Raw genomic sequence first — 22199 nt, 5'->3', positions numbered from 1 at the left:
TCCTGCAACGCGTCCGCCGCCGCTTCTTGAGCGCGGCGGGGCGCGGTGTCTCCAGTTTCCTCAGGGTCCCTCATGAGCTTTTCAGGCTTCGTTGTTCAGTTGCTCAACGGGTTGGCCGGCGCGTCTTCGCTGTTCTTGGTGGCGGCCGGCCTCTCGTTGATCTTCGGCGTGACGCGCATCGTCAACTTCGCCCATGGATCTTTTTTCATGGTGGGCATCTACGTCGCGTACACGCTCGTCGAGAAGCTCGGCCCGAGCGTGGGCTTCTGGCCTGCGCTGTTGATCGCCGCGCTCGCGGTGGGCGTGCTGGGCGCGCTCATCGAGGTGCTGCTGCTGCGCCGCATCTACAAGGCGCCCGAGCTGTTCCAGCTCCTGGCCACCTTCGCGCTGGTGCTGGTCATCAAGGACGCGGTGCTGTGGCTCTGGGGCCCTGACGAACTGCTCGGCCCGCGCGCGCCGGGCCTGAAGGGCTCGGTCGAAATCCTCGGTCGCCAGTTTCCTTCCTACGACCTGTTCCTGATCGTCGTCGGCCCGTTGGTGCTCGGCCTCGTGTGGCTGCTGCTCACGCGCACGCGCTTCGGCACGCTGGTGCGCGCCGCCACGCAAGACCGCGAGATGGTCAGCGCGCTGGGCGTGAACCAGGCCTGGCTCTTCACCGCCGTGTTCGCGCTCGGCGCGCTGCTCGCGGGCCTGGGCGGCGCACTGCAACTGCCGCGCGAACCCGCCACGCTCGAGATGGACCTGAACACCATCGGCGCCGCCTTCGTCGTCGTGGTGGTCGGCGGCATGGGCTCGCTGCCCGGCGCCTACGTGGCCGCGCTGCTCATCGCCGAGATCAAGGCCGTGTGCATCTGGCTGGGCGTGGTGCAGATCTTCGGCATCGACGTGTCGTTCTCCAAGCTCACGCTGATGGTCGACTTCCTCGTGATGGCCATCGTGCTGGTGTGGCGCCCCTGGGGCCTGTTCGGCCGGCCGCAGGCGCCGAGCCGCTACGTGGGCATGCAGGAAGAGCCGCTGCGCCGCCCGAGCACCGCCTACATCGTGGCCGCCGCCGGGCTGGCGCTGGTGCTGGCCGCGCTGCCGCTGCTGACGGCCGGCTCGCCCTACACCACGGTGCTGATGATCGACCTGCTGATCGCCGCGCTGTTCGCCACCAGCCTGCACTTCATCATGGGGCCGGCCGGCATGCACTCCTTCGGCCACGCCGCCTACTTCGGCCTCGGGGCCTACGGCGCAGCGCTGCTGGTGCGCGCGCTGCACCTGCCGATGGAGCTGGCGCTGGTGGTCGCGCCGCTGGTGGCCGCGCTCGGCGCCTTCGTCTACGGCTGGTTCGCCGTGCGGCTGTCGGGCGTGTACCTGGCGATGCTCACGCTGGCCTTTGCGCAGATCACCTGGGCCGTCACCTACCAGTGGGACAGCTTCACGGGCGGCAGCAACGGCCTGACCGGCGTGTGGCCGTCGGAGTGGCTGTCGAACAAGCAGGTGTACTACTGGCTCACGCTGGTGCTCGTGGGCGCGGGCGTGTGGTGGCTGCGCCGCGTGCTGTTCTCGCCCTTCGGCTATGCGCTGCGCGCGGGCCGCGACTCGGTGTTGCGCGCCGATGCCATCGGCATCGACGTCAAGCGCATGCAGTGGGCGGCCTTCGTCATCGCGGGCACCGTGGCCGGCCTGGCCGGTGCGCTCTATGCGTTCTCCAAGGGCAGCATCTCGCCCGAGAGCCTGTCGGTCGGCAAGTCGGTCGACGGCCTCGTGATGGTGCTGCTGGGCGGCATCCAGACGCTGGCGGGGCCGGTGGTCGGCGCCGTCACCTTCACCTGGCTGCACGACACGGTGGCGCGCAACACCGACTACTGGCGCGCGATGCTCGGCGCCATCATCCTGATCCTGGTGCTCTTGTTCCCGCAGGGCATTGCAGGCTCGATCAAGCAGCTCGTCGATCGCTGGCGCGCACCGAAGCATGAAACAGACGCAGACGCCAAGCTCAAGGAGGTGAAGGCATGAGCCTCCTCAAAGTCACCAACCTCGGCAAATCGTTCGGCGGCGTGAAGGCCGTCGACGGCATCAGCTTCGAGCTGCCGCCCGGCGAGCTGCTTGCGCTCATCGGCCCCAACGGCGCCGGCAAGTCGACCACCTTCAACATGGTGAACGGCCAGCTCAAGGCCGACCAGGGCTCGATCACGCTCGACGGCCACGAGCTCGTGGGCCGCAAGCCGCGCGAGATCTGGCGCAAGGGCGTGGGCCGCACCTTCCAGATCGCCGAAACTTTTGCCTCGCTCACCGTGGTCGAGAACGTGCAGATGGCGCTGCTCTCGCACGACCACAAGCTGTTCTCGATGTGGCGTCGCGCGGCCGACCACAAGCGCGACGAAGCGCTGGCGCTGCTCGACCAGGTCGGCATGAAGGCGCAGGCCGACCGGCCTTGCAGCGTGCTGGCCTACGGCGACGTGAAGCGCGTCGAACTCGCCATTGCCATGGCCAACTCACCCAAGCTGCTGCTCATGGACGAGCCCACCGCCGGCATGGCGCCCCAGGAGCGCAACTCGCTCATGGCGCTCACCAAGGACCTCGTCATCCAGCGCGGCATGGCCGTGCTCTTCACCGAGCACAGCATGGACGTGGTGTTCGCGTACGCCGACCGCATGATCGTGCTGGCGCGCGGGCGCCTCATCGCGCAGGGCAAGCCGCTGGAAATCCGCGACCACCCGAAGGTGCAGGAGGTGTACTTCGGCAGCGGCAAGACCTTCGAGAAGATCGCCGAAAAGGCCGCCGCATTGGGAGTTGCCGCATGAGCACGCATGAACCTCTTCTCCAGGCCAAGGCCCTGTGCGCCTGGTACGGCGCCGCGCAGATCCTCTACGACGTCGACCTCGAAGTGCGGCGCGGCGAAGTCGTCGCGCTCATGGGCCGCAACGGCGCGGGCAAATCGACCACGCTCAAGACGCTGATCGGCATGCTCACCAAGCGCCGCGGCGCCGTGCGCTTCCTGGGCCACGACATTTCGAAGAGCGAGCCGCACCACGCGGCGCGCCTCGGCCTGGGCTTCGTGCCCGAAGACCGGCGCGTGTTCACCGACCTCACGGTGATGGAGAACCTCGAGGTCGGCAAGCAGCCTGCGCGCCAATGGGCCGACGGCACGGCCGCGCCGCTGTGGACGCCCGAGCGCCTGTTCCAGCTGTTCCCCAACCTCGGCGAGATGCCCAACCGCCCCGGTGGCCGCATGAGCGGCGGCGAGCAGCAGATGCTCACCGTGGCGCGCACGCTGATGGGCAACCCCTACCTCGTGCTGCTCGACGAGCCCTCCGAGGGCGTGGCCCCCGTCATCGTCGAGCAGATGGCCAACATGATCCTCGAGCTCAAGGCGCAGGGCGTGAGCATCCTGCTGTCGGAGCAGAACATGCACTTCGCCGAGCTGGTCTCCGACCGCGCCTACGTGCTCGAGAAGGGGCAGATCCGCTATCACGCGACGATGGCCGAACTGGCCGCGAACGAAGAAGTGCGCAGGGCTTACCTCAGCGTCTGACCGTTTCCTTTCCTCAACCACCGGAGTCCACACCATGCATCGCAGAACCGTCTTGAAGTCCGCCGCTGCCCTGGGGCTCGTCGGCAGCCTCGGCAGTTTCGGCCTCTCCGCTTTCGCGGCCGGCAAGATCAAGCCCGGTGGCAAGGCCGCGCTGATCGTGGTCGATGTGCAGAACTGTTTTCTCGACGGCGGCACGCTCGCGGTGAAGGGCGGCAACGAGGTGATCCCGGTCATCAACGCGCTGGCGCCCGCGTTCCAGAACATCGTCGTCACGCAGGACTGGCACACGGCGGGCCATGCCTCGTTCGCCAGCACCTACAGCGGCAAAAAGCCCTTCGAGACCACGAAGCTCAACTACGGCACGCAGGTGCTGTGGCCCGACCACTGCGTGCAGGGCACCGACGATGCCGCGCTCGGCAAGGAGCTCAAGGTGCCGACCGCGCAGCTCATCATCCGCAAGGGCTTCCACAAGGACATGGACAGCTACTCCGCCTTCGAGGAGGCCGACCACAAGACGGCCACCGGCCTGGCCGGCTACCTCAAGGCCCGCGGCATCAAGACCGTGTTCGTCACCGGCCTGGCCACCGACTTCTGCGTGGCCTGGACCGCGATGGACGCGCGCAAGGCCGGCTTCGAGGCCTACGTGATCGAAGACGCCACGCGCGGCATCGACCTCAACGGTTCGCTGGCCGCCGCCTGGAAGCAGATGACGGCCAAGGGCGTCAAGCGCATCCAGTCCGGCGACATCCAGGCCGGCTGACGACCCCGAAGTCCGCGGCGCCGCCGCGGCAACACCCTTCCGACGACAACAACAAAGAGACAGACGACGCATGAAGCTTTCGATTTCAAGGCGCACCCTGGTGGCGGGCGGCGCGGCCCTGGCGCTCGGCCCCGGCCTGTTGCGGCCGGCGCGCGCGGACAACGGCGTGACCGACACGACCATCCGCATCGGCCAGTCGGCCGTGTTCAGCGGCCCGGCGAAAGACTTCGGTGTCGACTACCGCGCGGGCATCCAGCTGTACTTCGACCGCGTCAACAAGTCGGGCGGCATCCACGGACGCAAGATCGAACTCGTCACCTACGACGACGCCTACGAGCCCGCGAAGACGGCCGTCAACACCGCCAAGCTGATCGACGAGGACAAGGTCTTCGCGCTCACCGGCTACGTCGCCACGGGCAACCTCGCGGCCGCGATGCCGCTGGCCGAGAAGGCCGGCGTGCCGATGTTCGCGCCGCTGGTGGGCACCACGTCGTTTCGCACCAAGACCAACCGCTACCTGTTCCACGTGCGCGCGGGCTACGACCTGGAACTGCGCAAGATCATCAGCCACCTCTCGACGCTGGGCATCCAGTCGATCGCCGTGGTCTACCAGGACAGCGCCTTCGGCAAGTCGAACCTCGCCACCTGCGAGCAGCTGGCCGCCGAGTACAAGGTGAAGGTGGTGCAGACGCTGCCCATGGCCATCGCCGCCGAAGACGCCAAGCGGGTGATCGGCGGGCTCGCCGAGGGGCGCCCCGGCGCCGTCGTGATGATCATGGCCGGGCGCATGACCGAGGTCTTCATCCGCGACTACCGCGCGAGCGGCGCGGCCGCGCCGCTGTACACGCTGTCGGTCGGCATCACCGACGCGGCCGGTTCCGCCAAGCGGCTGGACGGCAAGCTCGCCGGGCTGGTCACGGCCAGCATCGTGCCGCCGCCCGGTGCGCAGCGCGTGCCCATCGTGGCCGACTACCAGCGCGACCGCGCCGAGTTCGGCCAGAAGATCGACAGCTACACCGCGCTCGAGGGCTACATCGTCGCGCGCGTGATGACCGAGGGCCTGCGCCGCGCGGGCAAGGCGCTCACGCGCGACAGCTTCATCGCCGGGCTCGAGAGCATCGGCAGCACGCGCTTCGGCGACTTCCCCGTCGACTACAGCGCGAAGAACCACAACGGCTCGACCTTCGTGGACCTGGAGATGTACACCCGTGACGGCCAGTTGCGGCGCTGAGCCGCTGCACCTGCAGGTCAACGGCCGGGCGCACGCGCTCGCCGGCGTGCCGCGCGAAGCCTCGCTGCTGCACCTGCTGCGCAACGACCTCGGGCTCAACGGGCCCAAGTACGGCTGCGGGCTCGGGCAGTGCGGCGCGTGCACGGTGCATGTCGACGGCGTGGCCGCGCGGTCCTGCGTGATTCCCGCGCATGGCGTGGCGGGGCGCCACATCACCACGCTCGAAGGCCTGGGCATGCGTGGGCGCTGGCATCCGGTGCAGGCCGCCTTCGAAGACGCGCAGGCCGCGCAGTGCGGCTACTGCCTCAACGGCATGGTGATGCAGGCCGCCGCGCTGCTGGCGCGCGACCCCGATGCGAGCGAGGCGCGCATCCGCAGCGAGCTCTCGGGCAACCTGTGCCGCTGCGGCACGCACATCGAGATCCTCGACGCCGTGCAGCGCGCCGCCGTGCGCCTGCGTGCGGCCCCGCCGGACGCCCCTGCCGCATGACGCGCCGCGCCGACCTGCCGCAGACCCGCGCGGAGTTCCTCGCCGCCGACGGCGTGCTGCTGGTGGTGCGCGAGGCGCCGCCGCCGCCGCCGCCCGCGAAGGGCCAGCCTGCCTTCATTGCGAGCAACCCCGTCGAAGGCGACGAGGTGCTGCTCGCGCTGTGGGACGACGGCAGCGTCTCCGCGCTCAACGGCCACGTCGACCTGGGCACCGGCATCCAGACCGCGCTGGCGCAGATCGTGGCCGAGGAGCTCGACCTCGGCATGCCCTGCGTGCGCATGATGCTCGGCGACACCGCGCGCGCGCCCAACCAGGGCGCGACCATCGCGAGTGCGTCGATCCAGATCCACGCGCAGCCGCTGCGGCTGGCCGCCGCGCAGGCACGCGCCTGGCTGTTGGCGCGCGCGGCCGAACGGCTGGGCGTGGCCGTCGATGCGCTGCAGGTGCGCAACGGCGTGGTGCGCGTGGCCGAGGCGCCGGAGCGCCACCTCAACTACGCGGACCTCGTGGCGCACCAGCGCACGGTGCTGCGGCTGGACCTCGACACGACACCCAAGAACCCCGCCGACTACCGCCTCGTCGGCACGCGCCAGGCGCGCGTCGACATCCCGGCCAAGCTCGCGGGCGACCTCGTGTTCGTGCACGACATGCGCGTGCCCGGCATGCTGCACGGCCGCGTGGTGCGCCCGCCGTATGCGGGCGCGGACCACGGCGAGTTCATCGGCAACACGCTCGAAGCGGTCGACGAAGCATCGATCGCGCACATCCCCGGAATCCGCGCCGTGGTCGTGGTGCGCGACTTCGTCGGCATCGTCGCCGAGCGCGAGGAACACGCCGAGCAGGCGATGCGCGAGCTGCGCGTGACTTGGAAGCCCTGGCCCGGCATGCCCGACCTGCGCGACGTGGCACAGGCCCTGCGCGACAACCCCTCGACGCAGCGCCTGCTGGTCGACGAAGGCGACGTCGACGGCGCCATGGCCGCCGCCGCGCAGCCGATGCAGCGCACCTACGTGTGGCCCTACCAGATGCATGCGTCCATCGGCCCCTCGTGCGCGCTGGCCGAGTGGCAGCCGGCCGACGGCAGCGGCATGCAGCTGCGCTGCTGGGCCGGCTCGCAGAACCCGCACGTGCTGCGCGCCGATCTGGCCAAGCTCATGGGCGTGGACGACGTGCAGGTCGACGTGGTGCGCATGGAGGCCGCGGGCTGCTACGGCCGCAATGGCGCTGACGACGTGGCGGCCGATGCCGCGCTGCTCGCGCGCGCCGTGGGTGCGCCGGTGCGCGTGCAACTTTCGCGCGAGCAGGAGCATGCGTGGGAGCCCAAGGGCGCCGCGCAGCTCATGGAGATCGACGGCGGCCTGATGGCCGACGGCCGCGTCGCGGCCTACGACTTCGAGACCTCGTACCCCTCGAACGGCGCGCCCACGCTGGCGCTGCTGCTCACGCGCACGGTCGAGCCCGTGGCGCAGGCCTACGAAATGGGCGACCGCACCGCGCGCCCACCGTACAGCTACGACAACCTGCGCGTGAAGGTCAACGACATGGCGCCGATCGTGCGCGCCTCGTGGCTGCGCGGCGTGTCGGCGCTGCCGAGTTCGTTCGCGCACGAGTCGTACATCGACGAGCTGGCCACGGCGGCGGGTGTCGACCCCGTGCAGTTCCGCCTGCGGCACCTGGACGATCCGCGCGCGGTCGAGCTCGTGCAGGCCACCGCGCAGAAGGCCGGCTGGCGCATGCGCACCGGGCCGCAGGAGAACGCCGACGGCGGGCTCGGCGAAGGCGGCGACATCCTCTTCGGCCAGGGCTTTGCGTACGCGCGCTACATCCACAGCAAGTGGCCGGGCTTCGGCGCCGCATGGGCGGCGTGGGTGGCCGATGTCGAGGTCAACCAGAAGACCGGCGAGGTGCATGTGCGCCGCGTGGTGGTGGGGCACGACGCGGGGCTGCTGGTCAACCCGGCGGGCGTCGAGCACCAGGTGCACGGCAACGTGATCCAGACCACCAGCCGCGCGCTCAAGGAGCAGGTGCAGTTCGCGCCGCAGCAGGGCGCCGCAACGGGCGGCGCGCAGTTGCCGGGCGTGTTGCCTTCGGGCGTGTTGCCTTCGGGCGTGGTCGCGAGCCGCGAATGGGGCAGCTACCCGATCCTCAATTTCCGCGACGTGCCGGTGATCGAGGTGATGCACATGCCGCGCCCCGGCGAGCCGTCGCTGGGTGCGGGCGAGTCGTCGTCGGTGCCGGGCACCGCGGCGATCGCCAATGCGATCTTCGATGCGACGGGCGTGCGCTTCCGCTCGCCGCCGTTCACGCCGGAGACGGTGCTGGCGGAATTGAACCGGGGTTCGCTGCCACCGCCTCCGGGGCAGGGCGATGCCGTCGGGCCCTCTTCGCCACCGGCCTCGAGTGCAGGCGTGAGCGCTGCCCTGTGGCCGCGCCGCAAGGGCCTGTGGGCCACCGGCGCTGCGCTCTTCATCGGCGGCCTCGGCGTCATCGCCGGCCTGCTCGGCTGGCGTGCGGCCATCGCGCCGGTGTCGCTCAGCGCGCCGGTCTACAGCGAGTCCACCATCGAACGCGGCCGCGTGCTCGCCGCGCTCGGCGATTGCGCCGTGTGCCACACCGCGCCGGACGGCGCACCCAACGCCGGTGGCCGCGCGATGGACACGCCCTTCGGCACGCTCTACACCACCAACCTCACGCCCGATGCCGAGACGGGCCTGGGCCGCTGGTCCTTCAGCGCCTTCCAGCGCGCGATGCGCGAAGGCGTCTCGCGCGACGGCCACCACCTGTACCCCGCGTTCCCCTACACCGCCTTCGCGAAGACCAGCGACGACGACCTGCAGGCGCTCTATGCGTACTTCATGTCGATGCCGGCGGTGCGTGCGGAAACGCCCAAGTCCGAACTCAAGTTCCCGTTCAACCTGCGCCCGCTGATGGCCGGCTGGAACGCGCTGTTCCACGACCCCGCGCCGCTTCCGCCCGTGCCCACGCAGAGCGCCGAATGGAACCGCGGCGCCTACCTCGTCAACGGCCTGGGCCATTGCGGCGCCTGCCACACGCCGCGCAACGCGCTCGGCGCGGAGCAGGGCGGCAGCGCGTTCCTTTCGGGCGCGATGGTCGATGGCTGGGAAGCGCCCGCGCTCACGCAGCTGTCGAAGGCCGCCGTGCCGTGGGACACCGACGCGCTGTACCGCTACCTGCGCAACGGCCACTCGCCGCGCCACGGCATCGCGGGCGGCCCGATGGCCGAGGTGGTGCGCGAACTCGCGCAGGTGCCCGACGCCGACGTGCGCGCGATGGCCGTCTACCTCGGCGCGTTCAATCCCGAGCCGGTCGCGCAACCGCAGGCGCTCGCGCAACAGGCCATCGACAACGCGGCGCGCACGCAAGGCCAGCTGCTCGGCCCCGCGCAGCGCATGTTCGACAGCGCCTGCGCCTCGTGCCACCACGACGGCGACGGCCCCACGCTGCTGGGCGTGAACACGCCGCTCGCACTCAACAGCAGCCTCACGAGCACACGGCCCGACAACCTGCTGCGCACCATCCTCGACGGCGTGCGCGCGCCCGCGCACCGCGACATCGGCTTCATGCCCGCGTTCCGCGAGGCGCTCGACGACCGCCAGATCGCCGACCTCGCCGGCTACATGCGCGCACGTTTCGCGCCGCAGGAAGCGCCTTGGACGAACCTGCCCGCCGAGGTCGCGCGCGTGCGGGCCACGCCGGGCCACTGACCCACGGCGCGCGCGGCCGTGGGCCCGCGGCTACGATGGCGCGCAGACCTTATTCACGGAGACACCCCACCATGCCTTTGGACCTTTCGACCGCTTCCAGCCTGCCCCGCGACGCCGAGCGCGCCACCCTTGTCGGCCGTCTCTGGCAACCCGGCGTGGGCCCGGTGCTGGTGGCCGTGCAGGGCGATGGCCTGCACGACCTGTCGAAGCTCGCGCCCACCATGAGCGACCTGCTCGAAGGCAAGGGCTCGCCGGCCGAAGCCGTGCGCGCTGCATTGCAAAGTGGCACCGCGCCACGCGTCGCCGCGCTCGATGCCGTGCTCGCCAACAGCGACGAAAGCACGCGCGACAACAACCAGGCCTGGCTGCTCGCCCCCTGCGACCTGCAGGTCGTGAAGGCCAGCGGCGTGACCTTCGTGGCCAGCCTGCTCGAACGCGTGATCGAAGAGCAGGCACGCGGCGATGCCTCGCGCGCCGAGGCCACGCGCGCGGCCATCGGCGACGTGCTCGGCGACAACCTCGCCGACATCGTGCCGGGCTCGCCCGAAGCCATGAAGGTGAAGGACGTGCTCATCGCGCAAGGCATGTGGTCGCAGTACCTCGAGGTCGGCATCGGCCCCGACGCCGAGGTCTTCACCAAGGCACCGGTGCTCGCGGCCGTGGGCACGGGCGCCGACGTGGGCATCCACGCGGACTCGGCCTGGAACAACCCCGAGCCCGAGGTCGTGCTCGCGGTGAACAGCCGCGGCGAGGTGCTCGGCGCCGCGCTCGGCAACGACGTCAACCTGCGCGACTTCGAAGGCCGCAGCGCACTGCTGCTGGGCAAGGCCAAGGACAACAACGCGTCGTGCGCCATCGGCCCGTTCATCCGTCTGTTCGATGCGCACTTCGGTATTGCAGATGTGCGCTGCATCACGGTCGCACTGAACGTGACAGGCCCCGAGGGCTTCACGCTCGAAGGCTCGAGCTCGCTGTCGAAAATCAGCCGCGATCCACTCGACCTCGTGGCGCAGACACTCAACCGCCACCACGCCTACCCAGACGGTTTCATGTTGTTTCTGGGCACGATGTTCGCGCCGACACAAGACCGTCACGTACCGGGGCAAGGATTCACGCATGTCGTGGGCGACCATGTGCGCATCGCGGCCCCTGAATTGGGTGCGTTGAACAACCGCGTGGTGCATGCAGACCAGGCGCCACGGTGGTCTTTCGGCCTCGGTGCGTTGATGCGCAACCTCGCGTCGCGTCGGCTGCTGTAGCCCGTACTTCTGCACTTTAAAAGCAGATGTACTCCTTTGGAATTCAGAGGCTGCACTTTGCATTCTGTTGCGGTTGACCATGCCTCTTCTTACCCTCAAGATGACTACCATCGCGAGTGGATAAATCAAGGGAGTCGTGGTTGCTGCCGAATGAGATCGATCTGTTGCAGACGCCCGTCGAGGGCCCGCTTCCCTGTGGTGAAGATCTGGAATACGACGCCGATTTCATGGCGCTCCAACAGGCGGCCACGGGCAAGCGCGAGCAGCAGTTCGGCGACACCATCATCCCCGCCGAGCCGCCCGACTGGGCGCGCGTAGACCGCATCGCACGACAGCTGTGCGTGCGCACGCGCGACCTGCGCGTGCTGGTGCCGCTCACGCTCGCATGGACCGAAAGCCGCGGCCTGCCCGGCTATGTCGACGGGCTGCGCCAGGTCGATGCGGTGCTGCAGGCTTTCTGGAACGACGTGCATCCGCGCGTCGTCGATGGCACGAACGAAGACCCGCTGCCGCGCATGAATGCGCTGGCCGCACTGGCCGAAGCCGAAGGGCTCGGACGCAGCGTGCGCGATGCGCGGCTGCTCGAAGACGGTGGCACGGCGATGAGCCTGCGACAGGTCGAGGCGCTGCTCGATTCGAGCAAGAGCGACCAGGTGGACTACCCCGGCGGCGTGGGCCGCCTGCGCGAGGCCGCACGCCGCGCACACGACAAGGCCGCGGCGCCGGTCGTGGCCCTGCGTGAGGCTTTGGCACTCCTGCAGCGCATCCGAGAGACCTGCGAGCGCGCGCTGGGCCAGAGCTGGGCGCCCGATTTTTCTCGGCTCGAACGGTCGCTGCGCACCGTGGGCCAGTTGCTGCCGGAGCAGCCGCACAGCGAAGTGCCGCAGGCGTCGGCAGTGGGCGGTGCAGAAGACACAAGCGGTGCGTCGCAGGTGCACGCACCCGCAGCGCACGTTGCAGCGGCCACGCAGGCTGCAGTGCGTCCGCTGCGTATTCAAGAGATTGAAATATCGGCTCGTGAAGATGTGCAAGTGTTGTTGGAAAAAGCATGCGAGTTCCTGGAACGAACGGAACCGAGCCATCCGGCGCCCATGCTGATCCGCAGGGCCCAGCGGCTGATGGACCTCAACTTCTTCCAGATCATCGAAGAGCTCGTGCCCGAGGGATTGCAAAAGATAGAAAGCCTTGCCGGCCGCCCGTTGAACGGCGACGCCGCATTGCCCTAGCGGCCGTTGCTGCCGGCGAGCAGGAACAACGCGCCGGCACCGGTCGACCGGTACGACCCATGCATTCAGTTTCAAGAGGACGCTTATGGCAGACAACCGTGTCAGGAACAGTGGTCAGAAGTTCATCGCGCGCAACCGGGCGCCGCGTGTGCAGATCGAATACGACGTCGAGATCTACGGCAGCGAACGCAAGATCCAGCTGCCTTTCGTGATGGGCGTCATCGCCGACCTCGCGGGCAAGCAGACCGACCCCATGCCCGACCTCGCGGAGCGCGAGTTCATGGCGGTGGACATCGACAACTTCGACGAGCGCATGAAGTCGATCAAGCCGCGCGTCGCGTTCCAGGTGCCCAACACGCTCACCGGCGAAGGCCAGATGAACGTGGACATCACCTTCGACAGCATGGACGACTTCTCGCCCGCGCGCATCGCGCGCCAGGTCGATGCGCTGCAGCAGCTGCTCGAGGCGCGCACCGAGCTGTCGAACCTGCTCTCGTACATGGACGGCAAGAACGGCGCCGAGCAACTCATCGCGCAGGCGCTGCAGAACCCGGCGCTGCTCAAGTCGCTGGCGTCCGCGCCCAACCCCGCGGTCGCGCAGGCGGCCGCCGATGCCGCAGCAGCCAAGCAAGCCGACGACAGGACCGCACCATGAGCACCGCATCCCAGCAAGGCGCACGCGCCCGCACCGCCACCGTCGAAGCGCTCGAGCCCAACGAGTTCTCCGACCTCCTGCAGCGCGAGTTCAAGCCCAAGACCGAGCAGGCGCGCGAGGCGGTGGAGAACGCCGTCAAGACGCTGGCCGTGCAGGCGCTCGAGAACACCGTCACCATCTCGAACGACGCCTACCGCAGCGTGCAGGCCATCATCACGGAGATCGACCGCAAGCTGTCGGAGCAGATCAACCAGATCCTGCACCACGAAGACTTCCAGCAGCTCGAAGGTGCATGGCGCGGCCTGCACTACCTCGTGAACAACACCGAGACCGATGAGCAGCTGAAGATCCGCGTCATGTGCGCGTCGAAGCGCGAAGTGGCGCGCTCGCTCAAGCGCCACAAGGGCATCGGATGGGACCAGAGCCCGATGTTCAAGAAGATCTACGAGGCCGAGTACGGCCAGTTCGGCGGCGAGCCCTTCGGTGCGCTGATCGGCGACTTCCACTTCGACCACAGCCCGCCCGACGTCGAGATGCTCGGCGAGATGGCCAAGATCGCCGCCGCCGCGCACTGCCCCTTCATCGCCGGCGCCTCGCCCACCGTGATGCAGATGGACTCGTGGCAGGAGCTGTCGAACCCGCGCGACCTCACCAAGATCTTCCAGAACACCGAGCACACCGCGTGGCGCTCGCTGCGCGATTCGGAAGACGCGCGCTACATCGGACTGGCCATGCCGCGCTTCCTGGCGCGCCTGCCCTACGGTGCGCGCACCAACCCGGTCGACGAGTTCGAGTTCGAGGAAGAAACCGATTCGGCGCTGCACACGCGCTACACCTGGGCCAACTCGGCCTATGCGATGGGCGTGAACATCAACCGCTCGTTCAAGCAGTTCGGCTGGTGCACCTCGATCCGCGGCGTGGAGTCGGGCGGCGCGGTCGAGAACCTGCCCACCCACACCTTCCCCACCGACGACGGCGGCGTGGACATGAAGTGCCCGACCGAGATCGCCATCAGCGACCGGCGCGAGGCCGAGCTCGCCAAGAACGGCTTCATGCCGCTGGTGCACCGCAAGAACTCCGACTTCGCGGCCTTCATCGGCGCGCAGTCGCTGCAGCAGCCGGCCGAGTACTACGACGCCGATGCCACGGCCAACGCCAACCTGGCGGCGCGCCTGCCGTACCTGTTTGCGTGCTGCCGCTTCGCGCACTACCTGAAGTGCATCGTGCGCGACAAGATCGGCTCGTTCCGCGAGCGCGAGGACATGGAGCGCTGGCTCAACGACTGGATCATGAACTACGTCGACGGCAGCCCCGGCACCTCGTCGCAGGACACGAAGGCGATGAAGCCGCTGGCGGCGGCCGAGGTCCAGGTGGAAGCCATCGAGGACAACCCCGGCTACTACGCCGCCAAGTTTTTTCTCCGGCCGCACTACCAGCTCGAGGGGCTGACGGTGTCGTTGCGGCTGGTTTCGAAGCTGCCGTCCAACAAGAAGGACAGCAGCTAATTCCACTGTCCCGCTACCGGGCAATTCATCGATAACTTTTGGGGGTCAATCATGGCAGTAGACATGTTCATGCGCGTCGAGGGTGCAAACGGCGAGTCCAAGGACTCCAACCACAAGGACTGGACCGACATCAAGTCGTTTGCATGGGGAGCGACGCAGCCTGGCAACATGGTCAGCGGCGGTGGCGGCGGCGTGGGCAAGGCCAGCTTCAACGACCTGCAGGTGCTCGCGCGCATCGACAAGGCGGCGCCTTCGGTGCTGAAGAACTGCGCGAGCGGCAAGCACCTGAGCAAGGTCGAAGTGGCCGTGTGCAAGGCCGGCGGCTCGCAGATCGAATACACGCGCGTCACGCTCGAAGAGGTGCTCGTCACCTCGGTGCAGTACACGGCCGAGCAGGGCGGCGACGCGGTGCTCGTGCAGTACGCCTTCCAGGCCGCGAAGGTGAAACAGCAGTACTGGGAACAGACCGACAAGGGCGGCAAGGGCGCCGAGACGGTGCTGGGCTGGAACATCAAGGAAAACAAGGAAGCCTGATTTCCTTGTTGCGCGGCGGGGCCGTGGCCTTCAGGGCCATGCAGCCCCCGCCGGCGGTCCACAGCCGTTTGTCTGTCTCCTGCGGCGCCCCTTCGCGGCGCGCCGCCTTTCACCTTTCAGCCAGTCAACGGGGAAGTTTCATGGGCGATGGGTTTGCAGTGCTGGGCGAGCGCTCCGTGGCCGAGCACACCGAATGGGTACAGCGGCAGATCCGCGCCAGTCCCCAGAACGCCGGCCTGCGCCTTGCCCTGTGCCACTTCCTCGCGCTGCGCGGCGAATGGCAGCGGGCCGAAGACCAGCTCAAGCTCGCCACCAAGCTCGACCCCACGTTCACGCCGGCCAGCGTCACCTGCGCGATGGCCCTGCGAGGCGAGCGCGAGCGCTCCGACTTCTGGGCCGGCGGCGGACGCACGCCGGCCATCGTCTCGGGCAATGCCGACTGGGTCGAGCAACTGCTCGGTGCCGCCGTGTTGCCCGCCGAACGTGCCGACGAGGCCGCCGCGCTGCGCGAGGCCGCGCGCGACGCGGCGCCGGCGCTGCAGGGCACGCTGACCACCGTCGACCGCTCCGATGCGCGGGCCGTGCAGGCGCTCGACGGCGAGCCCGCGGCGCACAGCGACTTCGCCTGGCTGTGCGACGGCGACGCGCGCATCGGCGCCGTGCTCGAACTGTTCACGCCCTCGGGCTATGCGTGGCTGCCGCTGCCGGCGGTGCGCCGCATCAAGTTCTCGCGTCCGCAGCACCTGGTCGACCTGCTGTGGGCGCCGGCCGAGATCGAGCTGCACGACGGGCGCGGCCTCAACGGCCTCGTGCCCGTGCGCTACCCGGGCGCGCTCGACAGCCTGGACGACGAGACCGCGCTGGGCCGCCGCACCGACTGGCAGCCGCTCGCGGGCGACGACCAGTTCGCGGGCATCGGCCAGCGCACGCTGATCAGCGAGGCCGGCGACCACTCGCTGCTCGACCTGCGGCGCATCGAGTTCGCCGCAGCGACGGAAGGCGCGCCCGCATGACCCCCGCCGTCACCACCGACATCGACGGCGACGCCCAGGAAAGCGTCGCGCGCGACCGCCTGCAACCGGTGCTGCTCGACCGCCTCACCGACAAGGCGCCGCAGAACGGCCAGGAGCGCGCGGGCGCCTTCCTCATGAGCGGCAAGCTGCTGCGCGACTCGGTGCTGCGCGACCTGCAGTGGCTGCTCAACACCACCAACTTCGGTGCCGACCACCGCATCAACGGCATGCCGCGCGCCCGCGGCTCGGTGGTGAACTACGGCGTGCGCGGCTGGGCCGGCGGGCGCATGTCGGAGGTCGACTTCGCCGACGTGGAGGCGGCCATCCGCGCGGCCATCATCGACTTCGAGCCGCGCATCATGAAGGACAGCATCGACGTGCGCTGCGTGACCGATGCGACCGACCTGGAGCACCACAACCTGCTCGCGCTGGAGATCCGCGGCACGCTGTGGTCGGTGCCGTACCCGATCGAATTCATCCTGCGTTCGGAGCTCGACCTCGAGAGCGGGCACATGGTGCTGCGGCCGACGGGAGGGCTGTGATGGACGCCAAGCTCCTCGACTACTACAACCGCGAACTCACCTACATGCACGAGCTCGGGGCCGAGTTCGCGCAGCGCTACCCCAAGATCGCGGGTCGCCTGGGCATGCGCGGCATCGAGGTCAGCGACCCGTACGTGGAGCGCCTGCTCGAAGGCTTCAGCTTTCTCACGGCGCGCATCCAGCTCAAGATGGATGCGGAGTTTCCGCGCTTCTCGCAGCGTCTGCTCGAGGTGGTGTACCCCAACTTCCTCGCGCCGCTGCCCGCCATGGCCGTGGTGCAGATCGACGGCAACCTCAACGAAGGCTCGCTGAAGGCGGGCTACGAGCTGCCGCGCCACACGCTGTTGCGCGGCCGCATGATCAAGGGCGAGCAGACGGCCTGCGAGTTCCGCACGGGCCATGCCGTCACGCTGTGGCCGATCAAGATTTCCGAGGCCAGCCTCGGCCCGGTGCCGGCCGAGATCGCGCATGCGCTGCCGATGGCGGCGCGCCAGGCCAAGAGCGCGATCACCATCAAGCTCGAGGCCGTGGGCGGCGCGCGCTTTTCGGAGATGCCGCTCGATCGGCTCGAGTTCTTTCTCTCGGGCGCGGAGCTGCACGCGCTGCGCGTGCTCGAACTGGTCGCTCACCACAGCGTGGCCACCGTGTGCCGCGCCGGCCCCGGCAGCACGGCGCGCATCGTGCCGCTGGGCGACGAGGCGATCCGCCACGAGGGCTTCGACCCCGAGCAGTCGCTGCTGCCCTACGACGCGCGCTCGTTCCAGGGCTACCGCCTGCTGCACGAGTACTTCGCCTTTCCCGAGCGCTACCTGTTCTTCAGCGTGAAGCACCTGCGCGCAGCGGCCTCGGCCATCGGCGGCACCACGATGGAGATCGTGATCCTGCTCGACCGCGCAGACGCCGACCTGGAGCGGCTGGTCGATGCCAGGCACTTCTCGCTGTTCTGCACGCCCATCATCAACCTCGTGCCGCGCCGCAGCGACCGCATCCCGGTCGGGCCGGGCCAGCACGAGCACCATGCGGTGATCGACCGCACGCGCCCGCGCGACTTCGAGATCTTCACCGTCGAGCGCGTCACGGGCCACATGGCCAATGGCTCCGAAGAGCGCGAGTTCCGGCCCTTCCTGGGCTCGTTCGCGTCCGACGACGGCGACTTCGGCGCCTACTTCTCGCTGCGCCGCGAGCCGCGCCTGGTGTCCGACCGCGCACGCGCGCAGGGCACGCGCACCAGCTACACCGGCAGCGAGGTGTACGTGTCACTGGTCGACCAGCACGACGCACCGTTTCCGCACAGCCTGCGCCACATCACCATCGACGCGCTGTGCACCAACCGCGACCTGCCGTTGCTGCTGCCCACCGGGCTCGAATCGGACTTCACGCTGCGCGTGTCGGCACCGGTGCGCGGCGTGCGCATCCTGCGCGGGCCGTCGCGGCCGTACCCGGCGCTGGCCGAAGGCGCGCTCACCTGGCGCCTCATCAGCCACCTGGGCCTGAACTACCTGAGCCTGACCGACGTCGATGCCACGCAGGGCGCCGCCGCGCTGCGCGAGATGCTCGACCTGTACGGCAACCTCGCCGACCCGGCCGTGCGCCGGCAGATCCAGGGCGTGCGCTCGATGGCGCTGGCGCCCGTGTTCCGTCGCCTGCCCGAGCCGGGGCCGATCGTGTTCGGGCGCGGCGTGGAGATCGCGCTGCAGATCGACGAGGTCGCCTTCTCGGGCACGAGCCCGTACCTGTTCGGCGCCGTGCTGGAGCAGTTCTTCAGCCGGCACGTGTCGCTCAACGCCTTCACCGAGTTCGCGCTGTCCAGCCTGCAGCGCGGCGAAATTGCGCGCTGGACCCCGCGCGTGGGACGCCGCCCGACCGTATGAGCACGACCGGCCTCACCGACGACGCCATGCTGCAGATGCTGCCGGCAGAGGCCGAGGCGCGCGAAGAAGCGGCCGTCGAGGCGCGAAGCCCGGCGCAAGCGAAGGCGAAAGCCCCGCCGCGTCGCGGCGTGCCCGAGGCCGACCCCGCGCTGTGGGCCCGGCTCGTCGAGCAGCCCTTCGAGCACGACCTGTTCATGCTGCTGCGCCGGCTCGACGCGCAGGGCGATCACCCGCTGCTGGGCCGCGCGCCGCGCCCGCGCGACGAGCCGCTGCGGCTGGGGCAGGAACCCTCGATGGCCTTCGCGCCGTCGAACGTGTCGGGCGTCGAGGTCGACCAAGACGGCGCGCCGCGCATCTCGATCTACGGCTTCGGCCTGTTCGGCCCCAACGGCCCGCTGCCGCTGCACCTGACCGAGTACGCGCGCGAGCGCAAGCGCCACCATGCCGACAACACGCTCAGCGCATTCGCCGACCTGTTCCATCACCGGCTGATCCTGCTGTTCTACCGCGCCTGGGCCGACGCGCAATCGGTCAACAGCCTGGACCGCACCGACGGCCACCGCTTTGTCGACTACGTGGCCAGCCTCATGAACATGGGGCAGCCCGGCCTGAAGGCGCGCGATCGCATCGCCGACCATGCGCGCACCCACATGGCGGGGCACCTGGTGCGCCAGACGCGCAACCCCGAAGGGCTGATTCAGATTCTTCGCCTGTACTTCGACGTGCCCGTGCGCGTGGTCGAGTTCGTGAGCGACTGGGTGCACATCGACGAGCGCCAGGTCAGCCGCATCGGCCTGCTCGGGCGCAACCACCGGCTGGGCAGCGGCGCCACCATCGGCCTGGCGGTGCGCGATGCGCAGGGCAAGTTCAGGCTCGAACTCGGCCCGCTGTCGCAGCAGCAGTTCCGCGAGTTCCTGCCCGGCAGCCCGCGGCTGCAGCAGGTGGTCGACTGGGTGCGCCAGTACGTCGGCATCGAATTCGCCTGGGAGCTGCGGCTGGTGCTCAGCAAGCCCGAGGCGCGCGGCATGCGGCTGAGCAGCGACCAGCGCCTGGGCTGGGGCAGCTGGCTCGGCACCCGCCTGTCCGACACCGACGCCGGCGACATGGTGTTCCAGCCCGAGGCGCTCTTTTCCCGCAACGCACCGGCTTCCTCATGACCGACATCCGCCGCGTCTCTCTGTTCTCGAAACTGAACCCGATGCTCTACAAGGCATTGGAAACCGCCACCGCCTTCGCCAAGCTGCGCGGCAATGCCTACGTGGAGCTCGTGCACTGGCTGCACCAGATCCTGCAGCTGCAGGACAGCGACCTGCTGCGCATCATCAAGCGCGCCGGGCTCAACCTCGATGCGGTCGAGCAGGACCTCGTGCGTGCGCTCGACCGCCTGCCGCATGGCGCCACGTCGATCAGCGACATCTCCGAGCACGTCGACCATGCGGTGGAGCGTGCGTGGGTCTATGCCAGCCTTCGCTTCGAGGCGACGTCGATCCGCGGCGCCTACCTGCTCGCGGGCATCGTGAAGACGCCGGGCCTGCGCCAGGTGCTCTCGGGCATCTCGCGCGAGTTCGACAAGCTCGTGCCCGACGTGCTGGTCGCGCAGCTTGCGGCGTGGACCGAAGGCTCGCCGGAAGACGACTACGACGCCGCGTCGGACGCGGGCGGTGGCGCACCGGTGGCGCAGCACCAGGGCGATGCGCCCGCAGTCGGCGGCTCGGCCCTGGCCAAGTACGCGAGCGACCTCACGGCCAAGGCGCGCGCGGGCGAGCTCGACCCCGTGTACGGCCGCGACGACGAGATCCGCCAGATCGTCGACATCCTCATGCGCCGGCGCCAGAACAACCCGCTGCTCACCGGCGAGGCCGGCGTCGGCAAGACGGCCGTGGTCGAAGGCTTGGCCTCGCGCCTCGCGGCCGGCGACGTGCCGCCTTCGCTGAAGGACGTGTCGCTGTGGGTGCTCGACCCCACGCTGCTGCAGGCCGGCGCGGGCGTGAAGGGCGAGTTCGAACAGCGGCTGCGCCAGGTGATCGACGAGGTCGAGAAAAGCCCCAAGCCCATCGTGCTGTTCGTCGACGAAGTGCACACGCTGGTCGGTGCGGGCGGCACCGCCGGCACTGGCGATGCGGCCAACCTGCTCAAGCCCGCGCTCGCGCGCGGCCGGCTGCGCACCATCGGTGCCACGACGTGGTCGGAGTACAAGAAGTACATCGAGAAAGACCCGGCGCTCACGCGGCGCTTCCAGACCATCCAGGTGCATGAGCCCACCGAGCCCAAGGCCGTGGTCATGCTGCGCGGCATCTCGGCCGAGCTGGAAAAACACCACGGCGTGCTCATCCTCGACGCCGCGCTCGAAGCGGCCGTGAGCCTGTCGCACCGCTACATTCCCGCGCGCCAGTTGCCCGACAAGGCCGTGAGCCTGCTCGACACCGCGTGCGCGCGCGTGGCGCTGAGCCAGCATGCGCTGCCTGCAGCGCTCGAAGATTTGAAGCGGCGCATCGAGGTGCTGGGCATCGAGTCCGGCATCGCGGGGCGCGAGGCGGCGATCGGGGTCGGCGAGCACCAGCGCGTGGAAGACATCGCGGCGCAGGTGGCTGCCGCGCAGGCCGAGCTCGAACTGCTGGAGCAGCGTCGCGTGGAAGAGGCGGCGCTGGTCGAGCGCATCGTCGCGCTGCGCAAGCTGCTGTCGCCTGCGGCGGTGCCGGTGCAATCTGAAGCGGAAGATGACCGCGAAGAGGAAGCGCCGGCCGAGCCCGAGCGAACACCCAAAGCCATCCGCGCCGAACTCAACGAAGCGCAAGACCAGCTCGTGAAGCTGCAAGGCGAGACACCGCTCATCCTCGCGGCCGTCGATGCGCAGGCCGTCGCCACGGTGGTCGCCGACTGGACCGGCATTCCCATCGGCCGCATGGTGCGCGACGACGCGCAGTCGGTGCTGCGCCTGGGCGAGATCCTGTCGGCCCGCGTGGTCGCGCAGCCCGATGCGCTGGAGACCATCTCGCGGCGCATCCGCACCGCGCGTGCGCGGCTGGACAACCCCAACAAGCCCGTCGGCGTGTTCCTGCTGTGCGGCCCTTCGGGCGTGGGCAAGACCGAGACCGCGCTCGCGCTGTCGGAGGCGCTGTACGGCGGCGAGCAGAACCTCGTCACCATCAACATGAGCGAGTTCCAGGAGTCGCACACCGTCTCCACGCTCAAGGGCGCACCGCCCGGCTACGTGGGCTATGGCGAAGGCGGCGTGCTCACCGAAGCCGTGCGCCGCCGGCCCTACAGCGTGGTGCTGCTCGACGAGATCGAGAAGGCGCACCCCGACGTGCACGAGATCTTCTTCCAGGTCTTCGACAAGGGCTGGATGGAAGACGGCGAAGGCCGCCACATCGACTTTCGCAACACCGTGATCATCATGACGTCGAACGTCGGCACCGACCTCGTCATGCAGCTGTGCGAAGACCCGACGTTGCGTCCCGACCCCGAGCCGCTGGCGGCCGCGTTGCGCGAGCCGCTGCTGAAGGTGTTCGCGCCCGCGCTGCTCGGGCGCCTGGTCGTCGTGCCTTACTACCCGCTGCAGGCCGATGCGCTGCACCGGATCATTCGCCTGCAGCTGGACCGCATCGCGGCGCGCCTGCAGGCCAACCACGGCATTGCATTGGCTTACAACGACAGCGCCGTCGCGCTTGTCGCACGCCGCTGCACGGCCATAGAGTCGGGTGGCCGGATGATCGATGCGATCCTCACGCACACCATCCTGCCCCGGCTGAGCGAGGAAGTCATCGGCGCCACCGTCAGTGCGCGCAAGCTCGCCGGCGTGCAGCTGGGCGCAGCGGGCGACGACTTCCAGTACGAATTTTCAGAACGCCCCGCGTAGACACAAGGG

Annotated in this window: 17 protein-coding genes; all 17 read left to right on the top strand. The window is 69.2% G+C overall.

All coding sequences use genetic code 11. From position 1 onward, the window contains the following. Positions 1 to 72 precede the first annotated feature (72 nt). The 17 genes from AC3WQR_RS12960 to tssH all read left to right on the top strand — a co-directional run bounded on the left by AC3WQR_RS12960 (position 73) and on the right by tssH (position 22190). Positions 73 to 2001 (top strand): ABC transporter permease, encoded by a 1929-nt coding sequence (locus tag AC3WQR_RS12960; protein ID WP_159273451.1) that lies wholly within the window; start codon positions 73 to 75, stop codon positions 1999 to 2001. Further along, the gene (locus AC3WQR_RS12955) at positions 1998 to 2789 is read left to right on the top strand and encodes an ABC transporter ATP-binding protein (protein ID WP_447740080.1); all 792 of its coding nucleotides are present in this window, start codon (positions 1998 to 2000) and stop codon (positions 2787 to 2789) included. The genes AC3WQR_RS12960 and AC3WQR_RS12955 overlap by 4 nt, the downstream gene beginning before the upstream one ends. Next, complete coding sequence (locus AC3WQR_RS12950) at positions 2786 to 3520, top strand: ABC transporter ATP-binding protein (RefSeq protein WP_492742301.1); 735 nt, start codon at positions 2786 to 2788, stop codon at positions 3518 to 3520. Before AC3WQR_RS12955 ends, AC3WQR_RS12950 begins: the two co-directional genes overlap by 4 nt. Before the next feature lie 34 nt (positions 3521 to 3554). After that, entirely contained in the window at positions 3555 to 4280 is a 726-nt protein-coding gene (gene pncA / locus AC3WQR_RS12945) for a bifunctional nicotinamidase/pyrazinamidase (protein WP_095949848.1), read from the top strand. A 70-nt stretch (positions 4281 to 4350) separates the two neighbouring features. Next, on the top strand, positions 4351 to 5511 hold the full coding sequence (locus tag AC3WQR_RS12940; protein ID WP_492742300.1) for an ABC transporter substrate-binding protein: 1161 nt from the start codon (positions 4351 to 4353) through the stop codon (positions 5509 to 5511). Then, on the top strand, positions 5489 to 6001 hold the full coding sequence (locus AC3WQR_RS12935) for a (2Fe-2S)-binding protein (protein ID WP_492742299.1): 513 nt from the start codon (positions 5489 to 5491) through the stop codon (positions 5999 to 6001). Before AC3WQR_RS12940 ends, AC3WQR_RS12935 begins: the two co-directional genes overlap by 23 nt. After that, on the top strand, positions 5998 to 9726 hold the full coding sequence (locus tag AC3WQR_RS12930; protein WP_492742298.1) for a molybdopterin cofactor-binding domain-containing protein: 3729 nt from the start codon (positions 5998 to 6000) through the stop codon (positions 9724 to 9726). Before AC3WQR_RS12935 ends, AC3WQR_RS12930 begins: the two co-directional genes overlap by 4 nt. Positions 9727 to 9797: 71 nt before the next feature. Continuing rightward, positions 9798 to 10985, top strand: a complete 1188-nt coding sequence (locus AC3WQR_RS12925) for a fumarylacetoacetate hydrolase family protein (protein ID WP_492742297.1) — start codon at positions 9798 to 9800, stop codon at positions 10983 to 10985. Between the two features lie 140 nt (positions 10986 to 11125). After that, entirely contained in the window at positions 11126 to 12211 is a 1086-nt protein-coding gene (gene tssA, locus AC3WQR_RS12920) for a type VI secretion system protein TssA (RefSeq protein WP_492742296.1), read from the top strand. Between the two features lie 85 nt (positions 12212 to 12296). Next, positions 12297 to 12866, top strand: coding sequence for a type VI secretion system contractile sheath small subunit (gene tssB, locus AC3WQR_RS12915; RefSeq protein ID WP_062473966.1), 570 nt, complete (start codon positions 12297 to 12299; stop codon positions 12864 to 12866). Next, positions 12863 to 14371: a type VI secretion system contractile sheath large subunit gene (gene tssC, locus AC3WQR_RS12910; RefSeq protein WP_056583649.1), complete on the top strand. Its 1509-nt coding sequence runs from the start codon at positions 12863 to 12865 to the stop codon at positions 14369 to 14371. Before tssB ends, tssC begins: the two co-directional genes overlap by 4 nt. A gap of 51 nt (positions 14372 to 14422) precedes the next feature. Beyond that, positions 14423 to 14905 carry an Hcp family type VI secretion system effector gene (locus AC3WQR_RS12905; protein WP_062473964.1) on the top strand — a complete coding sequence of 161 codons (483 nt, stop codon included), beginning with the start codon at positions 14423 to 14425 and terminating at the stop codon, positions 14903 to 14905. Between the two features lie 140 nt (positions 14906 to 15045). Further along, on the top strand, positions 15046 to 15918 hold the full coding sequence (locus tag AC3WQR_RS12900; protein WP_492742295.1) for a type VI secretion system accessory protein TagJ: 873 nt from the start codon (positions 15046 to 15048) through the stop codon (positions 15916 to 15918). After that, complete coding sequence (tssE, locus tag AC3WQR_RS12895) at positions 15915 to 16460, top strand: type VI secretion system baseplate subunit TssE (RefSeq protein WP_062473960.1); 546 nt, start codon at positions 15915 to 15917, stop codon at positions 16458 to 16460. Before AC3WQR_RS12900 ends, tssE begins: the two co-directional genes overlap by 4 nt. Then, a complete protein-coding gene (tssF, locus tag AC3WQR_RS12890; RefSeq protein WP_492742294.1) occupies positions 16460 to 18331 on the top strand; it encodes a type VI secretion system baseplate subunit TssF in 1872 nt (623 codons plus the stop codon). The genes tssE and tssF overlap by 1 nt, the downstream gene beginning before the upstream one ends. Next, entirely contained in the window at positions 18328 to 19488 is a 1161-nt protein-coding gene (gene tssG, locus AC3WQR_RS12885) for a type VI secretion system baseplate subunit TssG (RefSeq protein ID WP_487848876.1), read from the top strand. The genes tssF and tssG overlap by 4 nt, the downstream gene beginning before the upstream one ends. Continuing rightward, positions 19485 to 22190 (top strand): type VI secretion system ATPase TssH, encoded by a 2706-nt coding sequence (tssH, locus tag AC3WQR_RS12880; protein WP_487848875.1) that lies wholly within the window; start codon positions 19485 to 19487, stop codon positions 22188 to 22190. Before tssG ends, tssH begins: the two co-directional genes overlap by 4 nt. Positions 22191 to 22199: the final 9 nt, after the last annotated feature.

It is taken from the genome of Variovorax sp. FW305-3-2-15-B-LB1 (genome assembly GCF_058787635.1).
This window is presented reverse-complemented; position numbering and strand designations above follow the sequence as displayed.